At 67.6% G+C, this 25,142-nt stretch carries 19 protein-coding genes; 5 read left to right on the top strand and 14 right to left on the bottom strand.

Translation table 11 applies throughout. The annotated features are described in order from the left end of the window. Positions 1 to 26: 26 nt before the first annotated feature. The 4 genes from FHX80_RS19800 to FHX80_RS19780 form a co-directional block, all read right to left on the bottom strand. Positions 27 to 2,336 carry a peptidoglycan binding domain-containing protein gene (locus FHX80_RS19800; RefSeq protein WP_208764688.1) on the bottom strand — a complete coding sequence of 770 codons (2,310 nt, stop codon included), beginning with the start codon at positions 2,334 to 2,336 and terminating at the stop codon, positions 27 to 29. A 175-nt stretch (positions 2,337 to 2,511) separates the two neighbouring features. Continuing rightward, positions 2,512 to 2,955, bottom strand: coding sequence for a DUF6113 family protein (locus tag FHX80_RS19790; protein WP_145765413.1), 444 nt, complete (start codon positions 2,953 to 2,955; stop codon positions 2,512 to 2,514). Next, the gene (gene mshB, locus FHX80_RS19785; RefSeq protein WP_145765412.1) at positions 2,952 to 3,851 is read right to left on the bottom strand and encodes an N-acetyl-1-D-myo-inositol-2-amino-2-deoxy-alpha-D-glucopyranoside deacetylase; all 900 of its coding nucleotides are present in this window, start codon (positions 3,849 to 3,851) and stop codon (positions 2,952 to 2,954) included. Before mshB ends, FHX80_RS19790 begins: the two co-directional genes overlap by 4 nt. Before the next feature lie 84 nt (positions 3,852 to 3,935). Continuing rightward, positions 3,936 to 4,130 carry a hypothetical protein gene (locus tag FHX80_RS19780; RefSeq protein WP_073736631.1) on the bottom strand — a complete coding sequence of 65 codons (195 nt, stop codon included), beginning with the start codon at positions 4,128 to 4,130 and terminating at the stop codon, positions 3,936 to 3,938. 210 nt (positions 4,131 to 4,340) lie between these two features. Here FHX80_RS19780 and FHX80_RS19775 point away from each other — a divergent pair, with 210 nt between their 5' ends. From FHX80_RS19775 to FHX80_RS19755, 5 genes are all read left to right on the top strand, one after another. Next, positions 4,341 to 6,428 carry a S9 family peptidase gene (locus FHX80_RS19775; RefSeq protein ID WP_411977572.1) on the top strand — a complete coding sequence of 696 codons (2,088 nt, stop codon included), beginning with the start codon at positions 4,341 to 4,343 and terminating at the stop codon, positions 6,426 to 6,428. Between the two features lie 502 nt (positions 6,429 to 6,930). Further along, positions 6,931 to 7,914 (top strand): ABC transporter permease, encoded by a 984-nt coding sequence (locus FHX80_RS19770; RefSeq protein ID WP_145765410.1) that lies wholly within the window; start codon positions 6,931 to 6,933, stop codon positions 7,912 to 7,914. A 1-nt stretch (position 7,915) separates the two neighbouring features. After that, a complete protein-coding gene (locus FHX80_RS19765; RefSeq protein WP_145765409.1) occupies positions 7,916 to 8,872 on the top strand; it encodes an ABC transporter permease in 957 nt (318 codons plus the stop codon). Continuing rightward, positions 8,869 to 10,995: an ABC transporter ATP-binding protein gene (locus FHX80_RS19760; protein ID WP_145765408.1), complete on the top strand. Its 2,127-nt coding sequence runs from the start codon at positions 8,869 to 8,871 to the stop codon at positions 10,993 to 10,995. Before FHX80_RS19765 ends, FHX80_RS19760 begins: the two co-directional genes overlap by 4 nt. Before the next feature lie 14 nt (positions 10,996 to 11,009). After that, positions 11,010 to 12,710, top strand: a complete 1,701-nt coding sequence (locus FHX80_RS19755; protein ID WP_244318337.1) for an ABC transporter family substrate-binding protein — start codon at positions 11,010 to 11,012, stop codon at positions 12,708 to 12,710. 68 nt (positions 12,711 to 12,778) lie between these two features. Here the strand turns inward: FHX80_RS19755 and FHX80_RS19750 are convergent, their stop codons facing one another. From FHX80_RS19750 to FHX80_RS19705, 10 genes are all read right to left on the bottom strand, one after another. Further along, the gene (locus tag FHX80_RS19750; protein ID WP_145765407.1) at positions 12,779 to 14,047 is read right to left on the bottom strand and encodes an ABC transporter ATP-binding protein; all 1,269 of its coding nucleotides are present in this window, start codon (positions 14,045 to 14,047) and stop codon (positions 12,779 to 12,781) included. Then, on the bottom strand, positions 14,037 to 15,014 hold the full coding sequence (locus FHX80_RS19745) for an ABC transporter ATP-binding protein (RefSeq protein ID WP_145765406.1): 978 nt from the start codon (positions 15,012 to 15,014) through the stop codon (positions 14,037 to 14,039). The genes FHX80_RS19750 and FHX80_RS19745 overlap by 11 nt, the downstream gene beginning before the upstream one ends. Positions 15,015 to 15,027: 13 nt before the next feature. After that, positions 15,028 to 16,002, bottom strand: a complete 975-nt coding sequence (locus FHX80_RS19740; protein ID WP_145765405.1) for an ABC transporter permease — start codon at positions 16,000 to 16,002, stop codon at positions 15,028 to 15,030. Continuing rightward, positions 15,995 to 16,918, bottom strand: a complete 924-nt coding sequence (locus FHX80_RS19735; protein ID WP_145765404.1) for an ABC transporter permease — start codon at positions 16,916 to 16,918, stop codon at positions 15,995 to 15,997. The genes FHX80_RS19740 and FHX80_RS19735 overlap by 8 nt, the downstream gene beginning before the upstream one ends. A 106-nt stretch (positions 16,919 to 17,024) precedes the next feature. After that, complete coding sequence (locus FHX80_RS19730; RefSeq protein ID WP_145765403.1) at positions 17,025 to 18,653, bottom strand: peptide ABC transporter substrate-binding protein; 1,629 nt, start codon at positions 18,651 to 18,653, stop codon at positions 17,025 to 17,027. Positions 18,654 to 19,054: 401 nt separating this feature from the next. Beyond that, positions 19,055 to 20,203 (bottom strand): ABC transporter ATP-binding protein, encoded by a 1,149-nt coding sequence (locus tag FHX80_RS19725; protein ID WP_145765402.1) that lies wholly within the window; start codon positions 20,201 to 20,203, stop codon positions 19,055 to 19,057. Next, the gene (locus FHX80_RS19720) at positions 20,196 to 21,254 is read right to left on the bottom strand and encodes an ABC transporter ATP-binding protein (RefSeq protein WP_145765401.1); all 1,059 of its coding nucleotides are present in this window, start codon (positions 21,252 to 21,254) and stop codon (positions 20,196 to 20,198) included. Before FHX80_RS19720 ends, FHX80_RS19725 begins: the two co-directional genes overlap by 8 nt. Positions 21,255 to 21,265: 11 nt before the next feature. Beyond that, positions 21,266 to 22,216, bottom strand: coding sequence for an ABC transporter permease (locus FHX80_RS19715; RefSeq protein ID WP_145765400.1), 951 nt, complete (start codon positions 22,214 to 22,216; stop codon positions 21,266 to 21,268). Next, entirely contained in the window at positions 22,209 to 23,141 is a 933-nt protein-coding gene (locus FHX80_RS19710; protein ID WP_145765399.1) for an ABC transporter permease, read from the bottom strand. The genes FHX80_RS19715 and FHX80_RS19710 overlap by 8 nt, the downstream gene beginning before the upstream one ends. A gap of 167 nt (positions 23,142 to 23,308) precedes the next feature. Next, complete coding sequence (locus FHX80_RS19705; protein ID WP_145765398.1) at positions 23,309 to 24,949, bottom strand: peptide ABC transporter substrate-binding protein; 1,641 nt, start codon at positions 24,947 to 24,949, stop codon at positions 23,309 to 23,311. Positions 24,950 to 25,142: the final 193 nt, after the last annotated feature.

Below are 25,142 nucleotides of genomic sequence, written 5' to 3'. Positions count from 1 at the left end.
GCGGTGGTGTGCGGTGCGGGCCGGTGTCAGCCGTTGCCGCCGAGGTCGATCGTGACGGTCCGCTCGACGGGGGTCTTGCCCATCAGCGCGCCCTTCATGGCGAAGGCCACGTCGTCCGGGCTGAGCTGGTGCTTCGCACCGTCGCCCTTGGTGATCATGATGCCGTCGAAAACGCCGGCGCAGAGGGTTTCGATGGCCTTCTTGTCGTAGTGATCGACGAGCTTGCCGTCGATCGGCACCATCGAGAGGATCTGCGGCAGCGACTTGGCCGGTCCGAACGGGATCGACTTCGGTCCCGCCTTGATCACGATCACGCCGGACATCGCGGGCTCCGCGAACGCCTTCATCGCCCGGTTCAGTTCGGCCTGGTCGATGGTGGGCTGGCGGGTGGTGACCGGCAGTTGGACGGTGGCCGCACGGCCCGTCTCCACCTGGGCGCGGTAGGCGTCCCGGACCGAGCCCATCGACTTGTTGACGTCGAGCGCCTTGCCCGCCTTGCCCGGTACGGCGACGGCCTTGCCCGGTACGAACTTGATCGTGCCGTCGCTGGCCGTGCCGGAGGCACCGGCCAGGTCGGTCAGCGCGACCCCGAGCTTCTCCTCGTCGACCGGGAACACCGGTTCGATGGCGCGCTTGCCGCCGAAGAGGGAGCGGATGACGGAGACCGGGTTGTAGTCGCTGCCCGCCGCGGAGCGCACGGTCGCCTGGCTGTCCAGGGCGAGTCCGGCCTTGTCCGGTGGGAGCTGCGTGTCCTTGCCGTCCACACTCAGCTTGAGCGGGGCCTTGGCGCGTTCACCGAGAGCGGCGTCCAGCTTCTCGACACCGTCCTCCTTCGTGCCGCCGCCGATGTCGACGCCGAGGACGGTGGTGCCCTTGGGGACGTCGGAGTGGTTCATCAGCAGCCCGGCGCCGTACGCGACCCCGAGCACGCAGACCGCGGCCACGCAGAGCAGGACCAGCTTCGAACGGCCCTTCTTCGCCGGGGCCTTCGCCGAGGCGGGCTGCGGGGCGGCAGGCCCGGACGTCTGGTCCGCGAACCCTCCCGGTCCGGCCGGCCCGGTACCCATCGGGTTGTCCGGGGTCCGCGGTGTCAGATCGGGGCCCGGGAACGGCGAGTTCCGCGTCGAGCGGCGCTCCGACGGCACCACGGGGATGCCGCTGGTCAGCGTGTCACCCGAGACGTTGTCACCGGAGCCGGAACCGGGCCCGGAACCAGGTCCGGAACCGGGGCCTGCGGCCGGGAACTGGGGCGTGAGGATCGCGGTGTCGTCGGACATCCGCGCCGCAGGACCACCGGGGCCACCGGGGCCACCGGGGCCACCGGGAGGCTGCGTCCCGCCCGGACCGACCGGACCGCCCGGACCGACCGGCCCGCCCGGCCCCGAGCCGAAGGGGCCCGGTCCGTCGAGGTTCGGGGTGAGCGGGGAGGTGCCGGTGCCCGGTCCCGTGGTGGGCCCGGACGGGCCCGGCGTACGGATGCCGAGGTTCGGCGTGGAGCGCGGCCCGCCGGGGCCGTCGGCGCCGAACTCGTCGGAGCCGGGCTCGCCCGGCTCGCCCGTGCGCGGCGGGCCGTCCGAGAAGTACGGCAGATCGGCGCGCGGGCCGGCGGGCGGGGTGGCCCGGTCGGCTCCGGGATCGTCCGCGCGGCCGCCGGGGCCGGTGGCGGAGAAGCCCGCACCGTTCGTACCGCCACCGGAACCCGTGGCGGAGAAGCCCGCACCATTCGTACCGCCACCGGAACCCGTGGCGGAGAAGCCCGCACCATTCGTACCGCCACCGGAACCCGTGGCGGAGAAGCCCGCACCATTCGTACCGCCACCGGACGACGGCGTACCCGTCGGAGCGGTCGCGGACGTATCCGCCGTGGTGCCCGCCGGGGGCTTGCGCGGCGCGAACCAGTCGCTGCCGCTCTTCTCCCTGGCCGGCTTCTCGGCGGCGGGGTCCGCCGCGGCGGCGGACCCGTCTCTCGCCTCGGGTCCCGGTGCGGCCGGTGCTCCCTGCGCGCCGTTGGGCGTGGAGGTGCCCGGACGCGGGATGCTGCCGGTGCGCTCGCCGCCGGAACCGCCGTCCGCGTCACTCATGGGCGTACGCATGACAACCGGTGGGATCGGACGCGAACCGGGGATGTTGATCCGGATGCGCGTCGTCAGCGTCGTCTCGGTCCTCGGCTCTTCGGGCTGAGGCGGATCCGCAGGCTCCGGGGTCTCCTCCGGGGCATCCTGCGAAGGGTGCAGCGACGGATACTGGCGGGATCCGTACGGCGGCGTACCCGAGGGATACGCGGCTCCCCCGCGGCCCTGGGGCCCGGAGGACGAACTGTCAGTTTCACGACTCAAAGCAGGTTCTCCCGATTGGCTCCGCCGCCCGTACTTCCCCCATGCCGCAGGCCTGGGGACGGCTCGGCGCGCGAACCACCTTACTGGCCGCGGCCGACAGACACCCCGCGACCGGGGGAAACGACTGCGCGCCCCCCGGACGGACAGAGGGCATTACGGGATCGGACGTGGCACATTACTTGCCAGGTCGTCCACTGTCGGCACCCGGTTGCGGTGACCGCGACATGGTGGCACAGATCACAGCGACGACCATCCCGCCCAGCATGAAGAGGGCGAGGCCCAGTTCATCGCCGAAGACGTAGTCCCCTTCCGGGCGTCCGCCCAGGAGAACAATGACCGAAACCAGCCACCCTGCGGCGGGTGCCAGGGCGCCCGACTGGGCTTCCATGAGGCAGCGACCGCCGTAGAAGAGACCGGCGGACGCGAGCAGTGTGAGCAGCAATCCGGCGGGGAACCAGGCGGATTGGACCAGCGTCCCGGCGATCCCGACGGCCGCACCGAGGACCGCGAGGCCCAGCAGGGCGACGATCCGGCGGGGGTTGAGGGGAGCGGCCAGACCGGTGGCCGGAATGTCCCTCGGCGGTGCGTTGGTCCGTGCGGCCCGCTGCCTGCTGCTCACTGGTCCGCTCCCGTCAGTCCGGCGAAGAGATCGTTCTCCCGCGCCCCCGGAGCGGCGCCCGATGTGCCGCTCACCAACTCGTAGTACTCGGTGGTGAGGACGGGCTGGCCCAGATCGTTCGACAGGGCGAAGAAGGGTCCGCTCAGCGCGATCTGGGTGGCGTGCGCCCGCATCGCCGCGGCCTTGGCCGCCGCGTGAGCGGTGCCGTCGATCTCGGTGGTGATCAGGGTGTCGTTCACCACACCGGGTACGTCGTCGATCGCGGCGATGCCCGGGAAGGCGTCGGGGGCGGTGGCGCGCAGGCGCGCGAAGGCGTCCTCGGCGACCGTGCGCGGCACCCGGTTCCAGTAGATCTTGGCGATGGTGTGCGGGGCGCCGGAGCCGGGGCGGTGGGCGGGGTCGGCGGCCAGTTCGGCGGCGCGGGTCGCGACCCGATGCGCCTGGATGTGGTCGGGGTGTCCGTAGCCCCCGTCGGGGTCGTACGTGACCAGCACCTGGGGGCGGACCGAGCGGATCACCTCCACGAGGTGTCCGGCGGCCTCGTCCACATCGGCGGACCAGAAGGCGCCCGGGCGGTGGTTCTGCTCGGCGCCCATCATTCCGGAGTCGCGGAACCGGCCGGGGCCGCCGAGGAGGCGGTGGTCGATGACCCCCAGTTCCTTCATCGCTGCCGCGAGTTCACCCTGCCTCCAGGGACCCAGGGAGTCGTCCCGGTCGGATGCGAGGTGCGCGAGCGCTGGCGGGATGATCTCGCCCTCCTCGCCGAGCGTGCAGGTCACCAGAGTGACCAGAGCGCCGTCGGCGGCGTACCTGGCCATGGTGGCGCCGTTGTTGATCGACTCGTCGTCGGGGTGCGCGTGCACCAGGAGCAGACGCCGGGTGGGAAGGTCCGTCATGGGGACCACCCTACGAGCCGACGGCCCCGAAGGCCGACGGCGCCCACGCGCCGGGCGCCGACGAACCGAGCACGGTTGGCGCTGTCAGAATTTGAGCCCTCCGATCATGCCCGCCACATTCGTCGTCACCTCGGAGATGGTGGGCGCGATGGACGAGCTGGCGAGATAGAAACCGAGCAGCATGCAGACCACCGCATGTCCGCCTTTCAGTCCGGACTTCCGGACCAGCAGGAAGACGACGATCGCCAGCAGCACCACCGCCGAAATCGAGAGTGCCACGGCGGTTCACCTCCATCAGTACGGTCGGGGACGGGCAGCACGCATGGAGCCAGCAGGTTCATACCCACCGAGCGCTACGGATCATAACTATCCGTCGCAGGGCATTGATCGGGGCACAGCAGCACGAGGGGCGCACGGGCCGGGGTCGGCCGATAGGTTCGGCCCATGACTTCGTCAGAGATCACCTTTCCGCTCCAGTCGGCCCGGACGATGCGCTTCACCCTGGGCGCACCCCGCGCGTTCACCGTGTCACCCGATGGTGAGCGGGTGGCCTTCCTGCGCTCGGGGTCGGGCACCGACCGGTCGACCCGGCTGTGGGTGCTGGACCTGGCCGGCGACGGTGCGCCCCGGGAGCGGGTGGTGGCCGATCCGGCGGTGCTGCTGGGCGGTTCGGCGGAGCGGCTGTCGGTGCAGGAGCGGGCCCGGCGCGAGCGGAGCCGCGAGGGTGCGTCGGGGATCGTGGGCTACGCGGTCGACGCAGCCGCGGAGTTGGCGGCGTTCGCGCTCTCCGGGAAGGTGTACGTCGCGGAGCTGCGGGCGGGCACGGCGCGCGCGCTGCCCGTACCCGGTCCGGTGATCGATCCGCGCCCCTCCCCGGACGGACGACACATCGCATATGTGTCCAAGGGGGCGCTGCGCGTCGTGAGCGCCGGGGGCGACGAGGACAGGGCGCTCGCGGAGCCGGAGGACGCCCAGGTCTCCTACGGCCTCGCGGAGTTCATCGCGGCCGAGGAGATGCAGCGCTCCCGGGGCTTCTGGTGGTCGCCCGAGTCGGACCGGATGCTCGTCGCCCGGGTCGACAACAGCCCGGTCCAGCGGTGGTGGATCTCCGACCCCGCACACCCGGAGCGCAAGCCCGCCGAGATCGCGTACCCGGCGGCCGGGACGCCCAACGCCGTGGTGCGGCTCTTCGTCGTGAACCTGGCCGGGGAGCACACCGAAGTGGTCTGGGACCGGGCCCGGTTCCCGTATCTGGCGCAGGTGCACTGGTCGTCGGGCGGGGCGCCGCTGCTGCTCGTGCAGGCCCGGGACCAGCAGAGCCAGCTCCATCTCGCGGTGGACCCGGAGACCGGTACGACCCGGACGGTGCACGTGGACGAGGATCCGGTCTGGCTGGACCTGTTCCCGGGAGTGCCCGCGTGGGCGCCGGACGGGCGGCTCGTACGGATCGCGGACGAGGGCGGGGCGCGGGTCCTCGCGGTCGGCGACCGGCCGCTGACCGGGGCGCAGTTGCAGATCCAGGCGGTCCTGGACATCGGTGAATCGGACATCCTGCTGACGGCGTCGGCGGGTGAGCGGGCGGCCGGGCCGGAGATCGGCGAGAGCCATGTCTACCGGGTCAACGAGCTGGGCGTGGAGCGGGTCTCGGAGGGCGTGGGCGTGCATTCCGCGGTCCGGGCCGGCGGGGTGACGGTGCTGGTCTCCACCTCCCCGGACCGGCCGGGAACGACTGCTCAGGTGCTCCGGGACGGGAAGCGGATCACGACCGTCACGAACCACGCGGAGCAGCCGGTTCTTTCCGTGCGGGCACAGCTCACCGAAGGGGGCGCACGGCGGATTCCGTGCGCCGTACTCCTCCCGACCGGTTACAAGGAATCGGATGGTCCGCTTCCGGTCCTGATGGATCCGTACGGTGGGCCGCACGGCCGTCGGGTGGTCGCCACCCACAACACGCATCTCACCTCGCAGTGGTTCGCGGACCAGGGTTTCGCCGTGGTCGTCGCGGACGGCCGTGGCACCCCGGGCCGTTCACCCGGCTGGGAGAAGGCGGTCAAGCACAACCTCGCCCTCTCCCTCGACGACCAGGTCGATGCGCTGCACGCGCTCGCCGAGCGGTTCCCGCTGGACCTGGAGCGGGTGGCCATCCGCGGCTGGTCGTACGGCGGTTTCCTGGCGGGCATGGCCGTGCTGCGGCGGCCGGACGTCTTCCACGCGGCGGTGGTGGGCGCCCCGGTGACCGATCAGCGGCTCTACGACACCCATTACACGGAGCGCTACCTCGGCGACCCGGCGGCCCGGCCCGAGGTGTACGCGTACAACTCGCTGGTCACCGACGAGGGTTTGTCGCACGCGGCCGAGCAGGTGCGCCCGATGCTGATCGTCCACGGTCTCGCGGACGACAACGTGGTGGTCGCGCACACGCTGCGGCTGTCGTCGGCGCTGCTCGCCGCGGGGCGGCCGCACGAGGTGCTGCCGCTGAGCGGGGTGACGCACATGACCCCGCAGGAGAAGGTGGCGGAGAATCTGCTGCTGCTCCAAGTGGACTTCCTGAAGCGGTCGCTGGCGGGCCCGGCCTGAGGGCCGTCCCGTCCTGGATCAGACGTGAAGAGGTGAATGCGCGCGAAGGTTCGTTTTGCACCTTTGGAGCCTGCGAAACCCCACGGTTCACCGCGCGTCCACCTCGGCGTTAAAAATTTTCGCAAAGAATGACCGATATGCGGCTTCGGCTTAACCGGATCGCGACCTGACCAGCCTTGACGCGCCACACGGGCAGTTGCAATCGTCAGCAGAGACGCTGCTGAATCGTGCGGCCGCATTGAACTGACTCACTCTCACCCGAGGTCGTCACTTCATGCCCGGCGCGCTGCCCACTCCTGCTCCACGCATCGGTGAAGCTCCGTCAACACACCCCAGGCTCCTACACCGGAAGGGTCTCGCGCCAGTCATTTTCTGACCCCCCGAGGATCCGCACTTCCCGTCCGAGCGCTCGCGACCCGGTGCCCGGTCAGCGCGGCAAGCGTCCGGTCACCCACCGGATTTGCGGGCCGATACACCCTATATCAAGAAAGGCCGGCTAAGAGTGCTGCGTTACATCGCCCGCAAAGCAGTCGGCTGGTTTTTGATGATCGCCGTCGCGACCAACCTCACGTATTTCCTCGCTAACGCATTCCTCAAGCCTGCGTCGAACTACACCGCGTTGCGACCGCCTCGAACTCCAGCCCAGATCAACCATTCGCTGGCGCTTTACAATCTCAATCCAGACAAACCGATCACGGATCGGTGGTGGCACTGGATATCCCAGATCGTGACTCACTTCGACTGGGGCCAGTCGCCGACCGGGGGCAGCGTCAACGACCAGGTCGCCTATCGAATTTTCGTCAGTGGCCAACTGGTCCTGGGCGCGACGATCCTGTCCATCATCATCGGGGTCGGGCTGGGCGTCTACACCGCGTCGCGCCAGTACAAGGCCGCCGACCGGGTGTGGCAGGGGCTCTCCGTGATCTCCTTCAACACCCCCTCCGCGGTGGCCTCCCTCGCGGTGGTACTCGTGGCCATCGCGCTGAACCAGGCCCTGGGCAGCACACTGTTGCCCGTCGCGGGAGCGCAGAGTCCCGACGTCGCCGGGTTCTGGTCGGTCTTCGGGTCCAGAGCGACGCACGCGATCCTGCCCACGATCTCGCTCACGTTCATCTCCTATGCCGGATACCACCTGTTGCAGCGATCTCTATTGCTGGATCACATCAACTCCGACTACGTCCGTACAGCACGGGCCAAGGGGTTGACGCAGAAGCAGGCCATCTACCGGCACGGGCTGCGGACCTCGATCATTCCCGTCGCCACTCAGGTCGCATTCGCGATGCCGGCACTGTTCACCGGCGCCGTGATCACGGAGACGGTCTTCGCCTGGCACGGAATGGGTGAGTACTTCACCAGAACCATCAGCACGAACGACGTGCACGGCGTCGTCGCCGTCGCAGCGTTCGGTGCCCTCATGACGGCCATCGGTGCGATTCTCGCCGACCTCGTCGTCGTGGCCCTCGACCCCAGGATCAGGGTGAGCTGACGTGGCCATCAACATGCCCGGTGCCGGACCCGCCACCGAAGAGGTGCGCCCCAACGGGGCCGAAGCCCAGGAACCGGGGAAGACCGGCTCCGATGGCAAGCGCCTCTCCCCGTTCAAGCTCTACATGCGGCGCTTCGCGCGCAACAAGGCGGCGCTCGGCGGCCTGGTCCTCTTCGCCCTCCTCGTGCTCTTCTCGCTGTTCGGCCGGTACCTGACCCACTGGGACCACATGGAGGCGGACTTCACCGCGCTCTCTGTCGCCCCCGGGGTCGGCGGCCACCTGCTGGGCACCAACGGCGCGGGCAACGACGTCTACGCCCAACTCGTGCACGGCCTCGGCAGATCGCTGATCATCGCCGTGACGGTGTCGCTGCTGACCACCGCCATAGCCGGACTGTTCGGCACCACCGCCGCCTACTACGGCGGCAAGGCCGAGCGGGCGATGCTCGGTCTCGTGCACTTCCTGCTCATCCTGCCGTCGTTCCTCATCATCGCCCTGGTCGGTACGCACTACCGCGGCGACTGGCAGGTCCTGGTCGTGGTCCTCACGCTGTTCGGCTGGATGCTCACGGCCCGGGTGATCTGGTCCCTGGCCACCTCGCTGCGGGAGCGCGAGTACGTGATGGCGGCCCGCTTCATGGGCGTCAGTCCGATCCGCACCATCGTCCGCCACCTGCTGCCGAACATCGGGTCCCTGCTCATCGTGACGTTCACCCTCGGTGTCGCCTCGACCGTGCAGGCCGAAACGGCGCTCTCCTTCATCGGTTTCGGCGTCAAGCAGCCCGACGTATCGCTGGGTTCCATGCTCGCCGACGGGCAGAACACCCTGTCCACCGCGCCCTGGCTGTTCTACCTGCCGGCGGCCCTGGTGGTGCTGCTCACCGTGGCGATGGCGCTCATCGGTGACGGTCTGCGGGACGCCCTCGACCCCACCTCGCAGTCAGGAGGCCGCGCATGATCGAGCAACGCGCTGTCACAACCGAGCCCGACACCCGGCAGCCCCTGCTGTCCGTGCGTGACCTGAAGGTGGCCTTCCCGTCGGAAGCAGGCCGGGTGGAAGCCGTCCGCGGCGTCTCCTTCGACCTGCACCGCGGCAAGACCCTGGGCATCGTGGGCGAATCGGGATCGGGCAAGTCCGTCACGTCCATGGCAGTCATGGGGCTGCTGCCCGACTACGCCGCGGTCACCGGCGAGATCACGCTCGGCGGGAAGAACCTCCTCGACCTCGACGACCGGCAGATGTCGAAGGTGCGCGGTCAGCGCATCGGCATGATCTTCCAGGATCCGCTCTCGTCGCTCACTCCGATCTTCAGCATCGGAGCCCAGATCGTCGAGGCCCTCCAGATCCACCAGGACATCTCGTCCGCGGCCGCCTGGAAACGGGCCGTCGAACTGCTGGACCTGGTCGGCATCCCCAACCCCGACCGCCGCGCCAAGGGGTTCCCGCACGAGTTCTCGGGCGGTATGCGCCAGCGGGCCGTCATCGCCATGGCGATCGCGAACGACCCCGACCTGATCATCGCCGACGAGCCGACGACCGCTCTCGACGTCACCGTGCAGGCGCAGATCCTCGATGTCCTCAAGACGGCCCAGCGCGAGACCGGGGCCGCGGTCATCCTGATCACCCACGACCTCGGGGTGGTGGCCGGATCGGCCGACGACGTCATGGTGATGTACGCCGGTCGCCCGGTCGAGCGTGCCGGGGTGGACGAGCTCTTCGCGCGACCGCGCATGCCTTACACCATCGGCCTGATGGGTGCGATACCCCGCCTGGACGACCGCTCCAGGGAGGCCCTGACCCCGGTCCCGGGGACTCCGCCGCTCCTGGTGGACCTTCCTGACGCCTGCCCCTTCGCGGCGCGTTGCCCCGCGGTGCAGGACGCCTGCAGGGAAGCAGAACCGCCCCTGCTGGCGATCACCGAGGGCGACGACGGCGACGAGCACTCGGCCGCCTGCCGGCGTGCCGCGGAGATCGACGACGGCGCCATCGGCGGCCTGCCGATCTACCCCGTCCCGGGCGGCAGGGAGAACCGGGCCACGGCCGTCCCCCGCGAGGACCGGCCGAAGGTCCTGGAACTCTCCGGTGTCACCAAGACCTTCCCGCTCACCAAGGGCGGCCTGCTCAAGCGCAAGGTGGGCACCGTCTTCGCCGTCAACGGCATCGACCTGGACATCCGCGAGGGAGAGACGCTCGGGCTCGTCGGCGAGTCGGGCTGCGGCAAGACCACCACACTGCTGGAGATCATGGGGCTGAAGCCGCCCGAGCAGGGCAGCATCTCCGTCTGCGGCCATGACACGGCGGACCTGAAGCGGAAGCAGGACATCAGCTCCGTCCGCCGCAACATGCAGATGGTGTTCCAGGACCCCATGGGCGCGCTGGACCCCCGCATGACGGTCTTCGACATCCTCGCGGAACCCGTCCGCGCGATCGGTGAACGCGACAGGAAGGTGCTCGACACCCAGGTCGCGGAGCTCATGGAGTTGGTCGGACTCGACCCCGAGCACCGCGACCGCTTCCCCGCGGCCTTCTCCGGCGGGCAGCGGCAGCGCATCGGCATCGCCCGGGCGCTCGCCACGAAGCCGCAGCTGCTGGTTCTCGACGAGCCGGTCTCGGCTCTCGACGTCTCGGTGCAGGCCGGCGTCATCAACCTGCTCAACGACCTCAAGGCCGAACTGGGCCTGTCCTACCTCTTCGTCGCCCACGACCTGTCGGTGGTGTGCCACATCTCCGACCGCGTGGCGGTGATGTACCTGGGGCAGATCGTCGAGATCGGCGACACCGACTCCGTCTTCGACAACCCCAGACACCCCTACACCAAGGCGCTCCTCTCCGCGATCCCCCTGCCCGATCCGGTCGCGGAACGCACCCGGGAACGAGCCCTGCTCAAGGGCGACCTTCCCAGTCCGACCGACGACCAGCCGGGTTGCCGGTTCGTCACCAGATGTCCGCTCCACTTGACGCTGTCGAATCCGCAGAAGGAGCAGTGTCGCGGGGTCACTCCGCAGCTCACGGGGAGAGGAGACCGGGACCACCGCGACGCATGCCACTTCGCGGACACGACCACGTCTGTCGACAACTAAGCTGAAAGGCTGTCATGAGAAGAATCGCTCTCAGCGGGCTGGCGTTCGCCGCCGCCGCTTCCCTCGTTCTCACCGGGTGCAGCGGTGGTGACACCGACAACTCCGGCCAGAAGAAGTCCAAGGGCGCCACCTCGGAGAACGAGGTGCTGACGTCGTACAACCCCCAGCCCGCGAGCAACCTGAAGCAGGGGGGCAAGCTGACTCTTCCCATCGTGGAGATTCCCGATCAGCTCAACCCGGCGAACGGCAACGCATCGCTGTACACGTCGAAGATCGCCTGGTTCTACCAGCCGCAGCTGTCCTTCAACGACCCCAAGGGCAACGTCACCTACAACGAGGACTACCTCACCGACGTCAAGCAGGCGACGGTGGACGGTAAGACCCAGGTCACGTACGACATCAACCCGAAGGCCAAGTGGAACGACGGCCAGGAGATCGACTGGACGGCGTTCCGGGACACCTGGAGCGCGCAGAACGGGAAGAACAAGGAGTACGACGTCAGCTCCACCGACGGCTACTCCAGCATCACCTCGGTCAAGAAGGGCAAGGACGCCAAGCAGGCGATCGTGACCTTCGACGGCCCGTTCGTGTACTGGAAGTCCCTCTTCTACAACCTCGTCAACCCGCACATCGCCAAGGCCAGCGCCTTCAACAAGGCCTACGTGAGCAACCCCCACCCGGAGTGGGGTGCCGGCCCGTACACCATCTCCAAGTTCGACGCCAAGGGCGGCACCGTCTCCTACAAGCCCAACCCCAAGTGGTGGGGCGCCGCGCCGCATCTGGACGAGTTCACCTTCGTGCAGATGGAGTCCAGCGCCAGCATCAACGCCTTCAAGAACGGCCAGATCGACGGGGTTCAGGCGGCCAACGCCGAGGAGCTCAACCAGGTGAAGGGGGTGAAGGGGACCGAGCTTCGCCGCGGCACGACCACCTCCAACAACCTCCTGGTCTTCAACAGCACCTCGCCGCAGTTGAAGGACCCGGCGGTGCGCAAGGCCCTGATGGAGGGAATCGACCGTTCCCAGCTCGCGAAGATCACGTTCCAGGGGCTTGGCTACACCGAGCCCCTGCCCGGATCCTTCACTCTCTTCCCCTTCCAGAAGGGGTACGCGGACAACTTCGGCAAGCTCGTGAAGTTCGATGCCGCCACCGCGAAGAAGGATCTGGATGCCGCAGGCTGGAAGGTCGGCTCGGACGGTGTCCGTGCCAAGGACGGCAAGAAGCTGGAACTGACCTTCCCCACCATCGGTGACAGCTCCACCGTCAAGGCCCGTGCCACCGCCATCGCCCAGATGATGAAGGACATCGGCATCAAGCTGGAGATCAAGGCGCACCCCTCCGCCGACTTCAACAAGGTGTTCACCGAGCGCTCCTTCGACATCTTCGGGATGGGCTTCATCTCGAGCGACCCGAACGGAATGCTCTACATCTGCCAGATGTACTGCTCCGACTCCACTCTCAACGTCTCGCGCTCGGTGCCGAAGAGCATGGACAAGGCGACCAAGGCCGTCACCAACCTGCCGACCCTGGACGAGCAGCTCGACGCGGGCAACAAGGCCGAGCTGGAAGCCATGGGGACCTACGGCATCATGCCGATCCACAACGGCCCCACCATCTGGGCCGTCAAGAAGGGCCTCGCCAACTACGGGGCGGCCCAGTTCTACGGCCACTACGGCGTCATGGGCCCGCCCGAGCTGATCGGCTGGCAGAAGTAGCAGTAGCAAGCCACCTTGCAGGGGGCTCCGCCGCATCGATGCGGCGGAGCCCCCTGCGCGTACCGGGGTCAGCCGACCCGGCTGCTGCCGGCGGGCGGCGGCTCTTCGTCCCCGCCCGGCGGCTCCGGCGACGGCGGCCTGCGGTCCTCCTTGTGCACCTTCTCCACGTCCGGACCGGGCCCGCTCTCCCCCCGTACCGGCTCCAGCGTCCCCTCCGGCGGCACCACGCGCTTCTCCTCCGCGAAGTGACAGGCCGAATCGTGCCTGGCCGGGGTGTCCGTCAGCCGGAAGACCGCCGGGACGGCCAGCAGCGGCACCTCCAGCTCGCACCTCTCCTGCGCCTTCCAGCAGCGGGTACGGAAGCGGCAGCCGGAGGGCGGGTTGGCGGGTGAGGGCACATCACCGTGCAGGATGATCCGCTCGCGGTACTCACGCGCCATCGGGTCGGGCAGCGGCACGGCGGAGAGCAGCGCCTGGGTGTACGGGTGCGTGGGGTGCTCGTAGATCTCCTCGTCCGTGCCGATCTCGGCGAACCGGCCCAGGTACATGACGCCGACCCGGTCGGAGATGTGCCGGACGATCGACAGGTCGTGGGCGATGAAGACGTAACTCAGGCTGAACTCCGACTGGAGCCGGTCCAGCAGGTTGACGACCTGTGCCTGGACGGAGACGTCGAGGGCCGAGACCGGTTCGTCGGCGACGATGATCTCGGGGTTGAGCGCGAGGCCGCGGGCGATGCCGATGCGCTGGCGCTGACCGCCGGAGAACTGGTGCGGATAGCGGTTGATGTACTCCGGGTTGAGGCCGACGACGTCGAGCAGGTCCTGCACCTTGCGGCGCCGCTCGCCCTTCGGGGCCACCTCGGGGTGGATCTCGTACGGCTCCCCGATGATGTCGCCCACCGTCATCCGGGGGTTGAGGGAGGTGTACGGGTCCTGGAACACCATCTGGATGTTGCGGCGCACCGCCTTCAGGGCGCGGCCGGAGAGTTTGGTGATGTCCTCGCCCTTGTACCGGATCGCTCCGGCCGTCGGCTCCTCCAGGTGCACCAGCAGCCGGGCGACGGTCGACTTGCCGCAGCCGGACTCGCCCACGATGCCGAGGGTCTCGCCCGCCGCCAGGTCGAAGGAGACCCCGTCGACCGCCTTGACGGCCCCGATCTGCTTCTTGATCACGATGCCCTGGGTCAGCGGGTAGTGCTTGACGAGGTCGCGTACCTCCAGGATGGGTTCGCCGCCCGTCCGGGCGCCCGTCGTCTCCCGTGATGTGGCGAGCGGGTGGCGTGCCGCCCCGCCCTCTTCGCGCGCTTCCCCGCGCCCCGAGTGATCAGCGTTCATCGAGCGTCTCCTTCCAGAAGTAGCAGGCGCTCTGACGGTTCTCGGCCACGTCGAACAACGGCGGTACGTCGGTGCGGCAGACGTCCTGGGCCATCGGGCAGCGCGGGTTGAAGGCGCAGCCGGCCGGGATGTGCAGCAGGTTGGGCGGCAGCCCCTTGATCGCGTAGAGCTCCTGGCCCTTCTGGTCCAGGCGCGGGATCGAGCGGAGCAGGCCCTTGGTGTACGGGTGTGCGGGCGCCTTGTAGATGTCGTGGACCGGTGAGGTCTCGACGATGCGCCCCGCGTACATCACGGCGATCTTGTCGGCGACGTCGGCGACGACGCCCAGGTCGTGGGTGATCAGGATCAGGCCCATGTTCAGTTCGCGCTGGAGCTCCGCGAGCAGGTCCATGACCTGGGCCTGGACGGTGACGTCGAGGGCGGTGGTGGGCTCGTCCGCGATGATCAGTGAGGGTTCCAGGGCCAGCGCCATGGCGATCATGATGCGCTGGCGCATGCCGCCGGAGAACTGGTGCGGGTAGTTGCCGACGCGTTCCTTGGCGGCCGGGATCCGGACCCGGTCCATCAGCTCGACGGCCCTGGCCTTCGCGGCCTTGCGGGACAGGCCCCGGTGCACCACGAACATCTCGCCGAGCTGCTCGCCCACCGTCAGTACGGGGTTGAGGGAGGAGAGCGCGTCCTGGAAGATCATGGCCATCTCCCGGCCGCGGATCTTCCGGCGCTCCTCCTTCTTGAGCTTCAGCAGGTCGCGGTCCTTGAAGAGGATCTCGCCGCCGCTGATCCTTCCCGGCGGCATGTCGAGGATGCCCATGATGGCCTGTGCGGTGACCGACTTGCCGGAGCCGGACTCGCCGAGCACGGCGAGCGTCTCGCCCTCGGACACCGAGTAGTTGACCCCGTTGACGGCCTTGGCGACCCCGTCCCGGGTGTGGAACTCCACGTGCAGATCGCGTACTTCGAGCAACATGGCGGCGGACTCCTCAGCGCAGCTTGGGGTCGAGGGCGTCGCGCACCGCGTCGCCGAGCATGATGAACGCGAGCACGGTGACCGCCAGCGCGCCGGCCGGCCAGAGGAGCATGTGCGGGGCGTTGCGGATGTACTGGGACGCGGCGGAGATGTCGATGCCCCAGGAGACGGCCGGTGGCTTCAGGCCGACGCCGAGGAACGACAGGGTCGCCTCCAGGGAGATGTACGTGCCGAGCGCGATGGTGGCGACGACGATCACCGGGGCGATGGCGTTGGGTGCGATGTGGCGGAGCATCATCCGCCCGTTGGAGGCGCCGAGTGCCCGGGCCGCCTGGACGTAGTCGTTGTGCTTGGCGGTGATGACGGAGCCGCGGGCGATGCGGGCGATCTGCGGCCAGCCCAGCAGCACGATGAAGCCGATCACCGGCCAGACGGTGGAGCTGGTCACCACGGAGAGGAAGACCAGGCCGCCGAGGACGACCGGGATGCCGAAGAAGACGTCGGTGAGCCGGGACAGGATCGCGTCCCACCAGCTGCCGAAGAAGCCGGCGAGGCCGCCGAGGATGCTGCCGATCAGGGAGACGCCGATGGTGGAGCAGATGCCCACGGTCACGGAGTTGCGGGCGCCGTACACGACACGCGTGTAGACGTCGCAGCCCTGTCCGTCGTACCCGAAGGGGTGGCCCGGCTGGGAGCCCTGCTGGGACTTGCCGAGGTCGCAGTCGAGCGGGTCGCCGGACGCGATGAGCTGCGGCCAGATCGAGATGACGACCAGGAAGAGGATGATCAGCGCGGAGATGATGAAGACGGGGTTGCGGCGCAGATCGTGCCAGGCGTCGGACCACAGACTCTGCGGCTTGGTGCCCGGACCCGTGCCCTCGGGGCCGCCGGGGGTCTTCTCCAGGGTGGTGCCCTCTTCCAGTGCGAGATCCATCGCTCCGCCGGCTCCGGCCGCCGAGATCGCCTCGTCCGGTGTCTGCTCAGGCATAGCGGATCCTCGGGTCGAGTACGGCGTACAGCAGGTCGACGATCAGGTTCGCCGCCAGGAAGACGAGGACCAGGACGGTGACGAACCCGACGACGGTCTGCGAGTTCTGGCGCAGGATGCCCTGGTAGAGCTGGTAGCCGACGCCGTGGATGTTGAAGATCCGCTCCGTGACGATCGCCCCGCCCATCAGGGCGCCCACGTCCGTGCCGATGAAGGTGACGACGGGGATCAGCGAGTTGCGCAGCAGGTGCCGGATGATCACCCGGCGGCCGGGCAGTCCCTTGGCGACCGCCGTACGGACGTAGTCGGCGCGGGCGTTCTCCGCGATCGAGGTCCGGGTGAGCCGGGTGACGTAGGCCAGTGACACGGAGGCGACCACGAGCCCCGGGATGATCAGCTCGTTGATCGGGGCCTCCGAGGAGACCGACGGTTTGATGATGCCCCACTGCACGCCGAGCAGGAGCTGGAGCAGCAGACCGGTGACGAAGGTCGGGATGGAGATGACGACCAGGGTCAGGATCAGCACGGTGGTGTCGACGGGGCGGCCGCGGCGCAGTCCGGTCACGACACCGAGGCTGATGCCGATGACGATCTCGAAGAAGAGCGCCACGAGGGTGAGGCGGATGGTGATGGGGAAGGCCGTGCCCATCAGCTCGGTGACCTTCTGCCCGTTGAACGCGGTGCCGAAGTCGCCGGTGAAGACGTTGCCCATGTAGGTGAGGTATTGCTGCCACACCGGCTTGTCGAGGCCGAATTCCGAACGGAGTTGGGCGGCGGTGGCCGGGTCGCACTGGCGGTCGCCGCAGAGACCCGCGATGGGGTCACCCATCACGTTCACCATGAGGAAGATCAACAGCGTGGTGCCGAAGAAGACCGGGATCATCTGCAGCAGCCGCCGGATCACATAACGTCCCATGAAGGGCTCCGGGGGTCTCGGGTTGGCTGAGGAGTCATCGGTGGCCGGGGACGGGGAAGCCGGGCGGCCGGTGCTGGGAGCGCACCGGCCGCCCGGCCTCAGCCGGTCACTTGACCTTGATCTGCTCGTACACCGGGACGCTGAACTGGTTCAACGACACGTTGGTGACCCTGTCCGAGTAGCCGGCGCTGCCGTTCTGGTACCAGAGCGGGATGACGGGCATCTGCTCGACCATGACCTTCTCCGCGTCCTGGAACGTGGAGACGGCCTTGGCCTTGTCGGACTCGGCGTTGGCCTTGTTGACGAGGTCGTCGAACTGCTTGTTGTTCCACTTGCCGTCGTTGGACGAGGCGTTGGTGTAGTAGACGGGCTGCAGGAAGTTCTGGATCAGCGGGTAGTCCATCTGCCAGCCCGCGCGCCAGGGGCTGTGCAGTTTCTGCTGCGAGACCTGGCTGCGGAAGTCGGCGAAGGTACCGATCGGGGCGCCCACGCACGCCTTGTTGTTGCCCATCACCTTGTTGATGCTGTTGCAGACGGCGTCGACCCATTCCTTGTGCGAGCCGGTGTCCGCGTTGTACGAGATCTTGAGCTGACCGCCCGGGATGCCGCCGCCGTCCTGGATCATCTTCTTGGCCTCGGCCGCGTCGTAGGTGCACTCCTTGCCGCAGAGGCCCTTCTTGAAGCCGCCGTCGGCGCCGAGGACCGGGGAGGTCCAGTCGGAGGCCGGGGTGCGGGTCTTCCGGAAGATCTGGTCGGTGATCTGCTCGCGGTTGATCGCCATCGACAGGCCCTGGCGGACCTTGATCCCGCCGGGGGTGTCCCACGCCTTGTCGTAGAAGGGGAAGGCGAGGGTCTGGATGATGCCGGCCGGGGTGTTGATGTAGCGGTCGCCGAGGTCCGCCTTGACATTCTTGAGCTGCGAGGCGGGCACGTCGTCGACGAGGTCGAGGTTGCCGGCCGTCAGGTCGGTGTAGGCGGTGTTGTTGTCGGTGTAGACCTTGAGGTCGATGCCGCCGTTCTGCGCCTTGTCGTCACCGGGGTACTTGTCCCACTTGCGCAGGCTCATCGAGGAGCCCTTGGCGTACTTGTCGATGGTGTACGGGCCGTTGCCGATCGGCTTGGACACCCAGGCGGCGTGGTCGGTGTAGAAGGCCTTGGGCAGCGGGGCGAAGGCCGGGTAGCCGAGGGTGTCGGGCCAGAGGGAGAACTTCTGCGACAGCTTGACCGAGAAGGTCCTGTCGTTCACCAGCTTGAGGCCGGAGAGCGTGGCCGCGGACGCCGTGCCGGTATCGGGGTGGACCTTGTCGTATCCGTCGATGTAACCGAAGAAGTAGGCGTTCTTCTGGTTGTTCTTCAGCAGGGCACCGTAGTTCCAGGCGTCCACGAACGACTTCGCGGTGATCTTCTCGCCGTTGCTGAAGGTCCAGCCGTCCTTCACGGTGACCGTGAAGTTCTGGTTGTCCGTGGAGTCGATCTTCTCGGCGAGCATGTTCGAGGCCGCGCCGGTCTTCGGGTCGTACTTCTTGAGCCCCCGGAAGATCATGTCGAGGACCTTGCCGCCCTGCACCTCGTTGGTGTTGGCGGGCTCCAACGGGTTCTGCGGGTCGCCCCATGAGGAACTCACGATCCCATCGGCGCCACCGCCACCACCGCTGCTCCCTCCGCCGCAGGCAGTCGCCGCCAGGGCGACGGCCACCGCACATGCGGCCCACTTGACGGTTGTGGCTCCGCGCATGGAGTGCCTCCTCATAGTGCTCTGCCTTACGTGAAGTCAAATATCACCCCATAAGAGGATCAGTGCACTCGCGCTGCGACCAAATGCATCAACCCACCACCCGAAGGGCAGAACGCACGGCAGAGCGCCCCGGACAGCGAGAAGGACACATCAGCGATCGGACACGATCACCGGATGCACCGGAAACATCCGACCCTCGACAAGGCCGTCGAGAACCCGAAGGCCGGAGGCCGACACCCCCGCCCGGGGGAACCGAGCGGGTCGGCCGTCGACCCGAGCCTCCCGACGGCCGTGTCCACAAGAACGTCGCTGCACGCCCAGCTCCCGGGAACGCGGAAAGGCGCCCGGAACCGATCGGTTCCGGGCGCCTTCCGTTGCCCTGGCGGGCGGTGGGGCGACGGTTACGAGGCCGCCGCGCCGACCACGTCCTTCTCCTCCGCGAAGTGGCAGGCCGACTCGTGCGCGGCCGGCGTCGTCGAGGTCTTGAAGCGCTCGGGGATGGCCAGCAGCGGCATCTCCTCGGCGCACTTGGCCTCAGCCTTCCAGCAGCGGGTGCGGAAGCGGCAGCCCGACGGCGGGTTGGCCGGGGACGGCACGTCGCCGGAGAGGATGATCCGCTCGCGGCCCTCACGGGCCTCCGGGTCCGGGACCGGGACCGCCGACAGCAGCGCCTGGGTGTAGGGGTGCGTCGGGTGGTCGTAGATCTGCGTGTCCGTACCGATCTCGGCCATCTTGCCGAGGTACATGACGCCGACCCGGTCGGAGATGTGCCGGACGATCGACAGGTCGTGCGCGATGAAGAGGTAGGAGAGGTTGAACTCGTCCTGGAGCTTCTCCATCAGGTTGATGACCTGCGCCTGCACCGACACGTCGAGCGCGGAGACCGGCTCGTCGCAGATGATGATCTCCGGGTTGAGCGCGAGGCCGCGGGCGATGCCGATGCGCTGGCGCTGACCGCCGGAGAACTGGTGCGGGTACCGGTTGATGTACTCCGGGTTGAGACCGACGACGTCCAGGAGCTCCTGGACCTTGCGCCGGCGATCACCCTTCGGGGCAACCTCGGGGTGGATCTCGTACGGCTCCCCGATGATGTCGCCGACCGTCATACGCGGGTTCAGCGAGGTGTACGGGTCCTGGAACACCATCTGGATGTTGCGGCGGACGGCCTTCAGCGCGCGGCCGGACAGCTTGGTGATGTCCTGGCCCTTGAAGAAGACCTCGCCCGCGGTGGCCTGCTCCAGCGTCATCAGCAGCTTGGCGACGGTGGACTTGCCACAGCCGGACTCGCCGACGATGCCGAGCGTCTCGCCCGCGTAGAGATCGAACGAGATCCCGTCCACGGCCTTGACCGCGCCGACCTGCTTCTTGAACAGGATGCCCTGGGTCAGCGGGAAGTGCTTGACCAGGTTGCGCACCTGGAGGATGGGCTCCCCCTGCGCCACCGGCGCGTCAATGGCGGCCACGGCCTCCGCCTCGGTGGCCGCGTCGACCGTCTCCACTTCGGTGACGTTCGGGGTGGCGTCCACGGGCTCCTTCTTGATGTCAGCCATGGATCGTCTCCTTCCAGAAGTGGCAGGCGCTGCCGCGTCCGACCAGCTCGGTACCGTCCTGCTCGGTCACCGGGCGCAGGGCCGGGATGTCCGTACGGCAGATGTCCTGCGCCATCGTGCAGCGCGGGTTGAAGGCACAACCCGACGGCACGTGGAGCAGGTTGGGCGGCAGGCCCTTGATCGCGAAGAGTTCCTGGCCCTTCTGGTCCAGGCGCGGGATCGACGCCAGCAGCCCCTTGGTGTAGGGGTGCGCCGGGCGCTTGTAGATCTCGTGGACCGGTGAGGTCTCGACGATCCGGCCGGCGTACATCACGGCGATCTTGTCGGCGACGTCCGCGACGACACCGAGGTCGTGCGTGATCAGGATCAGGCCCATGTTGTACTCGCGCTGGAGCTCCGCGAGCAGGTCCATCACCTGGGCCTGGACGGTCACGTCGAGCGCGGTGGTCGGCTCGTCCGCGATGATCAGGTCCGGTTCCAGGGCCAGCGCCATGGCGATCATGATGCGCTGGCGCATACCGCCGGAGAACTGGTGCGGGTAGTCGCCCACCCGGGCCGCGGCGGCAGGGATCTTGACCTGGTCCATCAGCTCGATGGCCTTGGTCCTGGCTTCCTTCTTGGACAGACCCTGGTGGACCTGGAACATCTCGCCGAGCTGGTAGCCGACGGTGAGAACCGGGTTCAGTGAGGAGAGCGCGTCCTGGAAGATCATGGCGATCTTCTGACCGCGGATCTGCCTGCGCTCCTCCTTGGACATCTTGAGCATGTCCTGGCCGCGGAAGAGGATCTCGCCCTGCGGGATCTTGCCCGGCGGCATGTCGAGGATGCCCATGATGGCCTGCGCCGTCACGGACTTCCCGGAGCCGGACTCACCGAGGACGGCGAGGGTCTCACCGGCGTTCACGCTGTAGTTGACACCGTTGACCGCCTTGGCCACACCGTCGCGGGTGTGGAACTCCACGTGCAGGTCACGGACTTCGAGCAGCGGGCCGACGTGGTCGTCACCCGAGCGCGGGGACGGGACTTCGGCCGTCTTGTCGATGGTGGTCACGTTCGCCCTCCTTATCGCGACTTGGGATCGAGGGCGTTACGGACGGCTTCGCCGAGCATGATGAACGCCAGAACGGTGATGCTGAGCATGATCGACGGGTACAGCAGGATGTGCTGCGCGACTCGGATTGAGGCGGAGCCACCGGAGATGTCCATGCCCCAGGAGATGGTCGGCGAGGCCAGACCGAGACCCAGGTAGGACAGGGTCGCCTCGGCCGAGATGTAGACACCGAGCGAGATGGTGGCGACCACGATCACGGGGGCCATGGCGTTCGGCAGGATGTGCCGGAAGAGGATCCGGCCGGTGCCCGCCCCGAGTGCTCTGGCGGCCTGGACGTAGTCCGACTGCTTGATCACGATCACCGCGCCACGCATGACTCGCGCGATCTGGGTCCAGCCGAGGAACGCCAGGGCGAAGATGACCACCCAGATCGTCCGGTCGGTGAACGCCTGGAGGACGACCATGGCACCCAGCAGGAAGGGGATGCCGAGGAAGACGTTGGTGAAGAAGCCGGAGAGCAGTGCGTCGACCCAGCCGCCGAAGTAACCGGCGAGCATGCCGATCAGTCCGCCGAACAGGGTCACCAGGAGCGTGACGCAGATGCCCACGGTGACCGACGCGCGGGTGCCGTAGATGACACGCGCGTAGACACTGTGGCCCTGGCCGTCGTAGCCGAGCCAGCCCTCGGAGCCGATCTTGCCCAGTTCCGGCTTGCCCAGGTAGTGGTGCACCAGGTCGGCGGAGGTCGGCGAAGCACTGGTGAACAGGCCGGGGAAGATGGCCATCACGATCAGGATGACGATCAGCACCGACGAGATGATGAAGTACCAGTTGGAACGCAGGTCCTGCCAGGCGTCGCCCCAGAGGCTGCGGGCCTTCTCGGCCTTCACGGTCGCCGACGGGTCCGCGAGGGGCACCTTGGCGTCCTCGGGAGCGGGTGCGGTCTTGGTCACGTCAGGCATAACGGATCCTCGGGTCCAGGACCGCGTACAGCAGGTCGACGATAAGGCTCATGAGGAGGTAGACGAGCACCAAGATGGTGACGAGGCCGACAAGTGTCGTGCCTTCACGCTTGACGATGGACTCGTAGATCGTTCCACCAATGCCCTTGACGTTGAACAGGCCCTCGGTGACGACCGCGCCGCCCATCAGGGCGCCCAGGTCCGTGCCGAGGAAGGTGATGACGGGGATCAGCGAGTTGCGCATCAGGTGCACGCCGACGATGCGCCGCTTGGGAAGCCCCTTGGCGATCGCGGTGCGCATGTAGTCCGAGCGCAGGTTCTCGGCCATCGTCGTACGCGTGAGCCGCGCCACGTAGGCGAGTGAGAGCGAGCCCAGCACGATGGCGGGCGCCAGCAGTTCGCCCCATTTCGCATCGTTGGACACGTTCGGTGAGATCCAGCCGAGCTGGAAGGCGAACACCGTCTTGATGATGAAGCCGAGGACGAACACCGGGATCGAGATGATCAGCAGGGTGAAGACCAGGACCACGTTGTCGGTGAGCCGGCCGGCGCGCAGACCAGCGAACGTCCCGAGGCCGATGCCCACGACGATCTCGATGGCGAACGCCATGCCGGCCAGCCGGAGGGTGACGGGGAACGCTTCGCCGAGGACGTCCGTGACGGGACGCCCGCTCGCTATCTGGTTACCGAAATCAAAATGCAGGACGATGCCTGTCATGTAATTCCAGTACTGCTGCAGGATCGGCTGATCGAGCCCGTGCTCGTGGCGAAGTCTCGCCAGCGTCGCGGGGTCGACACCCTTGTCTCCGAAGAGCCCGCGCACGGGATCGCCGGGCAGCGTGTAGACCATCAGGAAGATCAGCAGGGTTGTCCCGAGGAAGACCGGGATCATCTGGAGCAGTCGTCGTGCGACATAGCGCCCCATCATGCCTCCATGTAATAGGCAGGCGGCAGGCGACGGGCCCTCCCCCGCACCGACTCCCCCTGTGGGTCGTCGGCTGCGTGGAAGGGCCCCCCGGCCACTGCGTGCGGGCAGTGCGGACCGTCCTTCAGTGCCGGTCCCGCGCCTGCGCGCGGACTACGTAGGTGTGGTTACTTCTTGACTTCGATCTGGGTCAGGATCGGGTCGCCGTCCTGCGCGTAGTCCACGTTCTGGACCTTCTCCGAGTAACCGGCGTTGACCTTGTAGTACCAGAGCGGAATGGTCGGCATGTAGTTGACCAGCTCCTTCTCGATCTGCTGGTACCCCTTGACCGACTCGTCGAGCGAGGCAGCGGAGTCCGCGGCCTTGATCTTCGCGTCGAGCGCCTTGTTGGAGAAGAAGCCGTTGTTACCGGCCGCACCCGTACGGAACAGGTCGCTGATGAAGTTCGCGTTCACCGGGTAGTCGAGCACCCAGCCACTGCGGTAGAAGGACTTGACCTGCTTGGCGTCACGGGCGTTCAGGTCTGCCTGGAAGTCGGCCTTCGAGTCGCCGGCGCACGCGACGCCGGTGGCCTGGGTGATGCTGTTGCAGACAGCCTCGACCCATTCCTTGTGGCCGCCGTCGGCGTTGTACTGGATGAAGATCTTGTTACCCGGAACACCGCCGCCCTCCTTGATGAGAGCCTTGGCCTTCGCCGGGTCGTACTTGGTGACGTCTCCGGCGACGTCCTTCTGGTAGCCGAGAACACCCTGGGCGACCCAGCCCGTGGCCGGCTCGCGGGTGCCCTGCAGCACCGTCTTGGTGATGGTGTCGCGGTCGATCGCCATCGACAGGCCCTGAAGGACCTTCGGGTCGGTGTTCTTCCACTGCTTGGTGTACATCGCGACACCGATGGTCTGGATCGCGGAGTACGCCTTGTCCACGGCACGGTCGCCGAGGTCGGACCGGTAGACCGGGAGGTCCTTCGGCGCGATCTGGCGCAGCACGTCGACGTTGCCGGACTTCAGGTCCTCGTAGGCGGTCTCGAGGGTGGTGTAGTTCTTGAAGACCACACCACCGTTCTTCGCCTTGTCGGAACCCTTGTAGTCGTCGTTGCGGACGACCTTGATCTGCTTCTTGTGGTCCCAGCTGACGAACTTGTACGCGCCGTTGCCGACCGGCTTCTCGCCGGCGGCCTTCGGGTCCGCGTAGAAGGACTCGGGCAGCGGGGAGAAGACCGTGTAGCCGAGCTTGTACGAGAAGTACGGGAGCGGGGCGTTGAGCTCGATGGTGAACGTGTAGTCGTCCACCTTCTTCAGACCGGACATGGCGTCGCCCTTGGGCTTGGCCTTGGCGTCCGCGGGGTGGACGTCCTCGAAGCCCTTGATGTCGCCGAACCAGGACGCGTTGGTCTGGTTGTTCTTGACGTTGGCGGCCCAGTTCCACGCCTTGATGTAGGACTCGGCGGTGACCGGGGTCCCGTCGTGGAACTTCCAGTCCTTCTTGAGCTTGACCGTCCAGAGCTTGCTGTCCGAGGTCTCGACGGACTCGGCGTTGATCATCTGGAGCTTGCCGGACGGGTCGTAGTCGACCAGCTGCGAGAAGATCGCGTCGGTGACGATGCTGCCGTTCGACTCCATCGTGTTGGCCGGCTGCAGCGGGTTCTGCGGCTCACCGACCTCGACGGAGAAGATGCCGTCGGCGTTGACAGCACCCTTGGCGCTGCTCTTGCCCTTGTCGGCGTCGTCGTTACCGCCGCCACAAGCAGTCGCAGCCAGGGCGATGATGGCCGCTCCCGCGACCCACTTGGCGCTCTTGGCACCACGCATGGGTTCCTCCTCATGAGTCCACTTTTGACTACAAGAAGGGCACTGGATTGATACACCGACACCCCTGACGGTGATCGTTTCAGTGCCCTGAGTGTGCTCGTGAGTCGGCACTCCCCACAGTGCGTGACCCATTGACCCGAGCTCAATGGAGCCAACTATTAAGTACGACTGGGCTGTAAACCACACTTAAAGG

Origin of the sequence: Streptomyces brevispora (genome assembly GCF_007829885.1) — a bacterium.
In the GTDB taxonomy this organism is placed as follows: Bacteria; Actinomycetota; Actinomycetes; order Streptomycetales; family Streptomycetaceae; genus Streptomyces; species Streptomyces brevispora.
The sequence above is the reverse complement of the archived record's forward strand: the minus strand, read 5'-3'. Positions and strand labels throughout refer to the sequence as shown.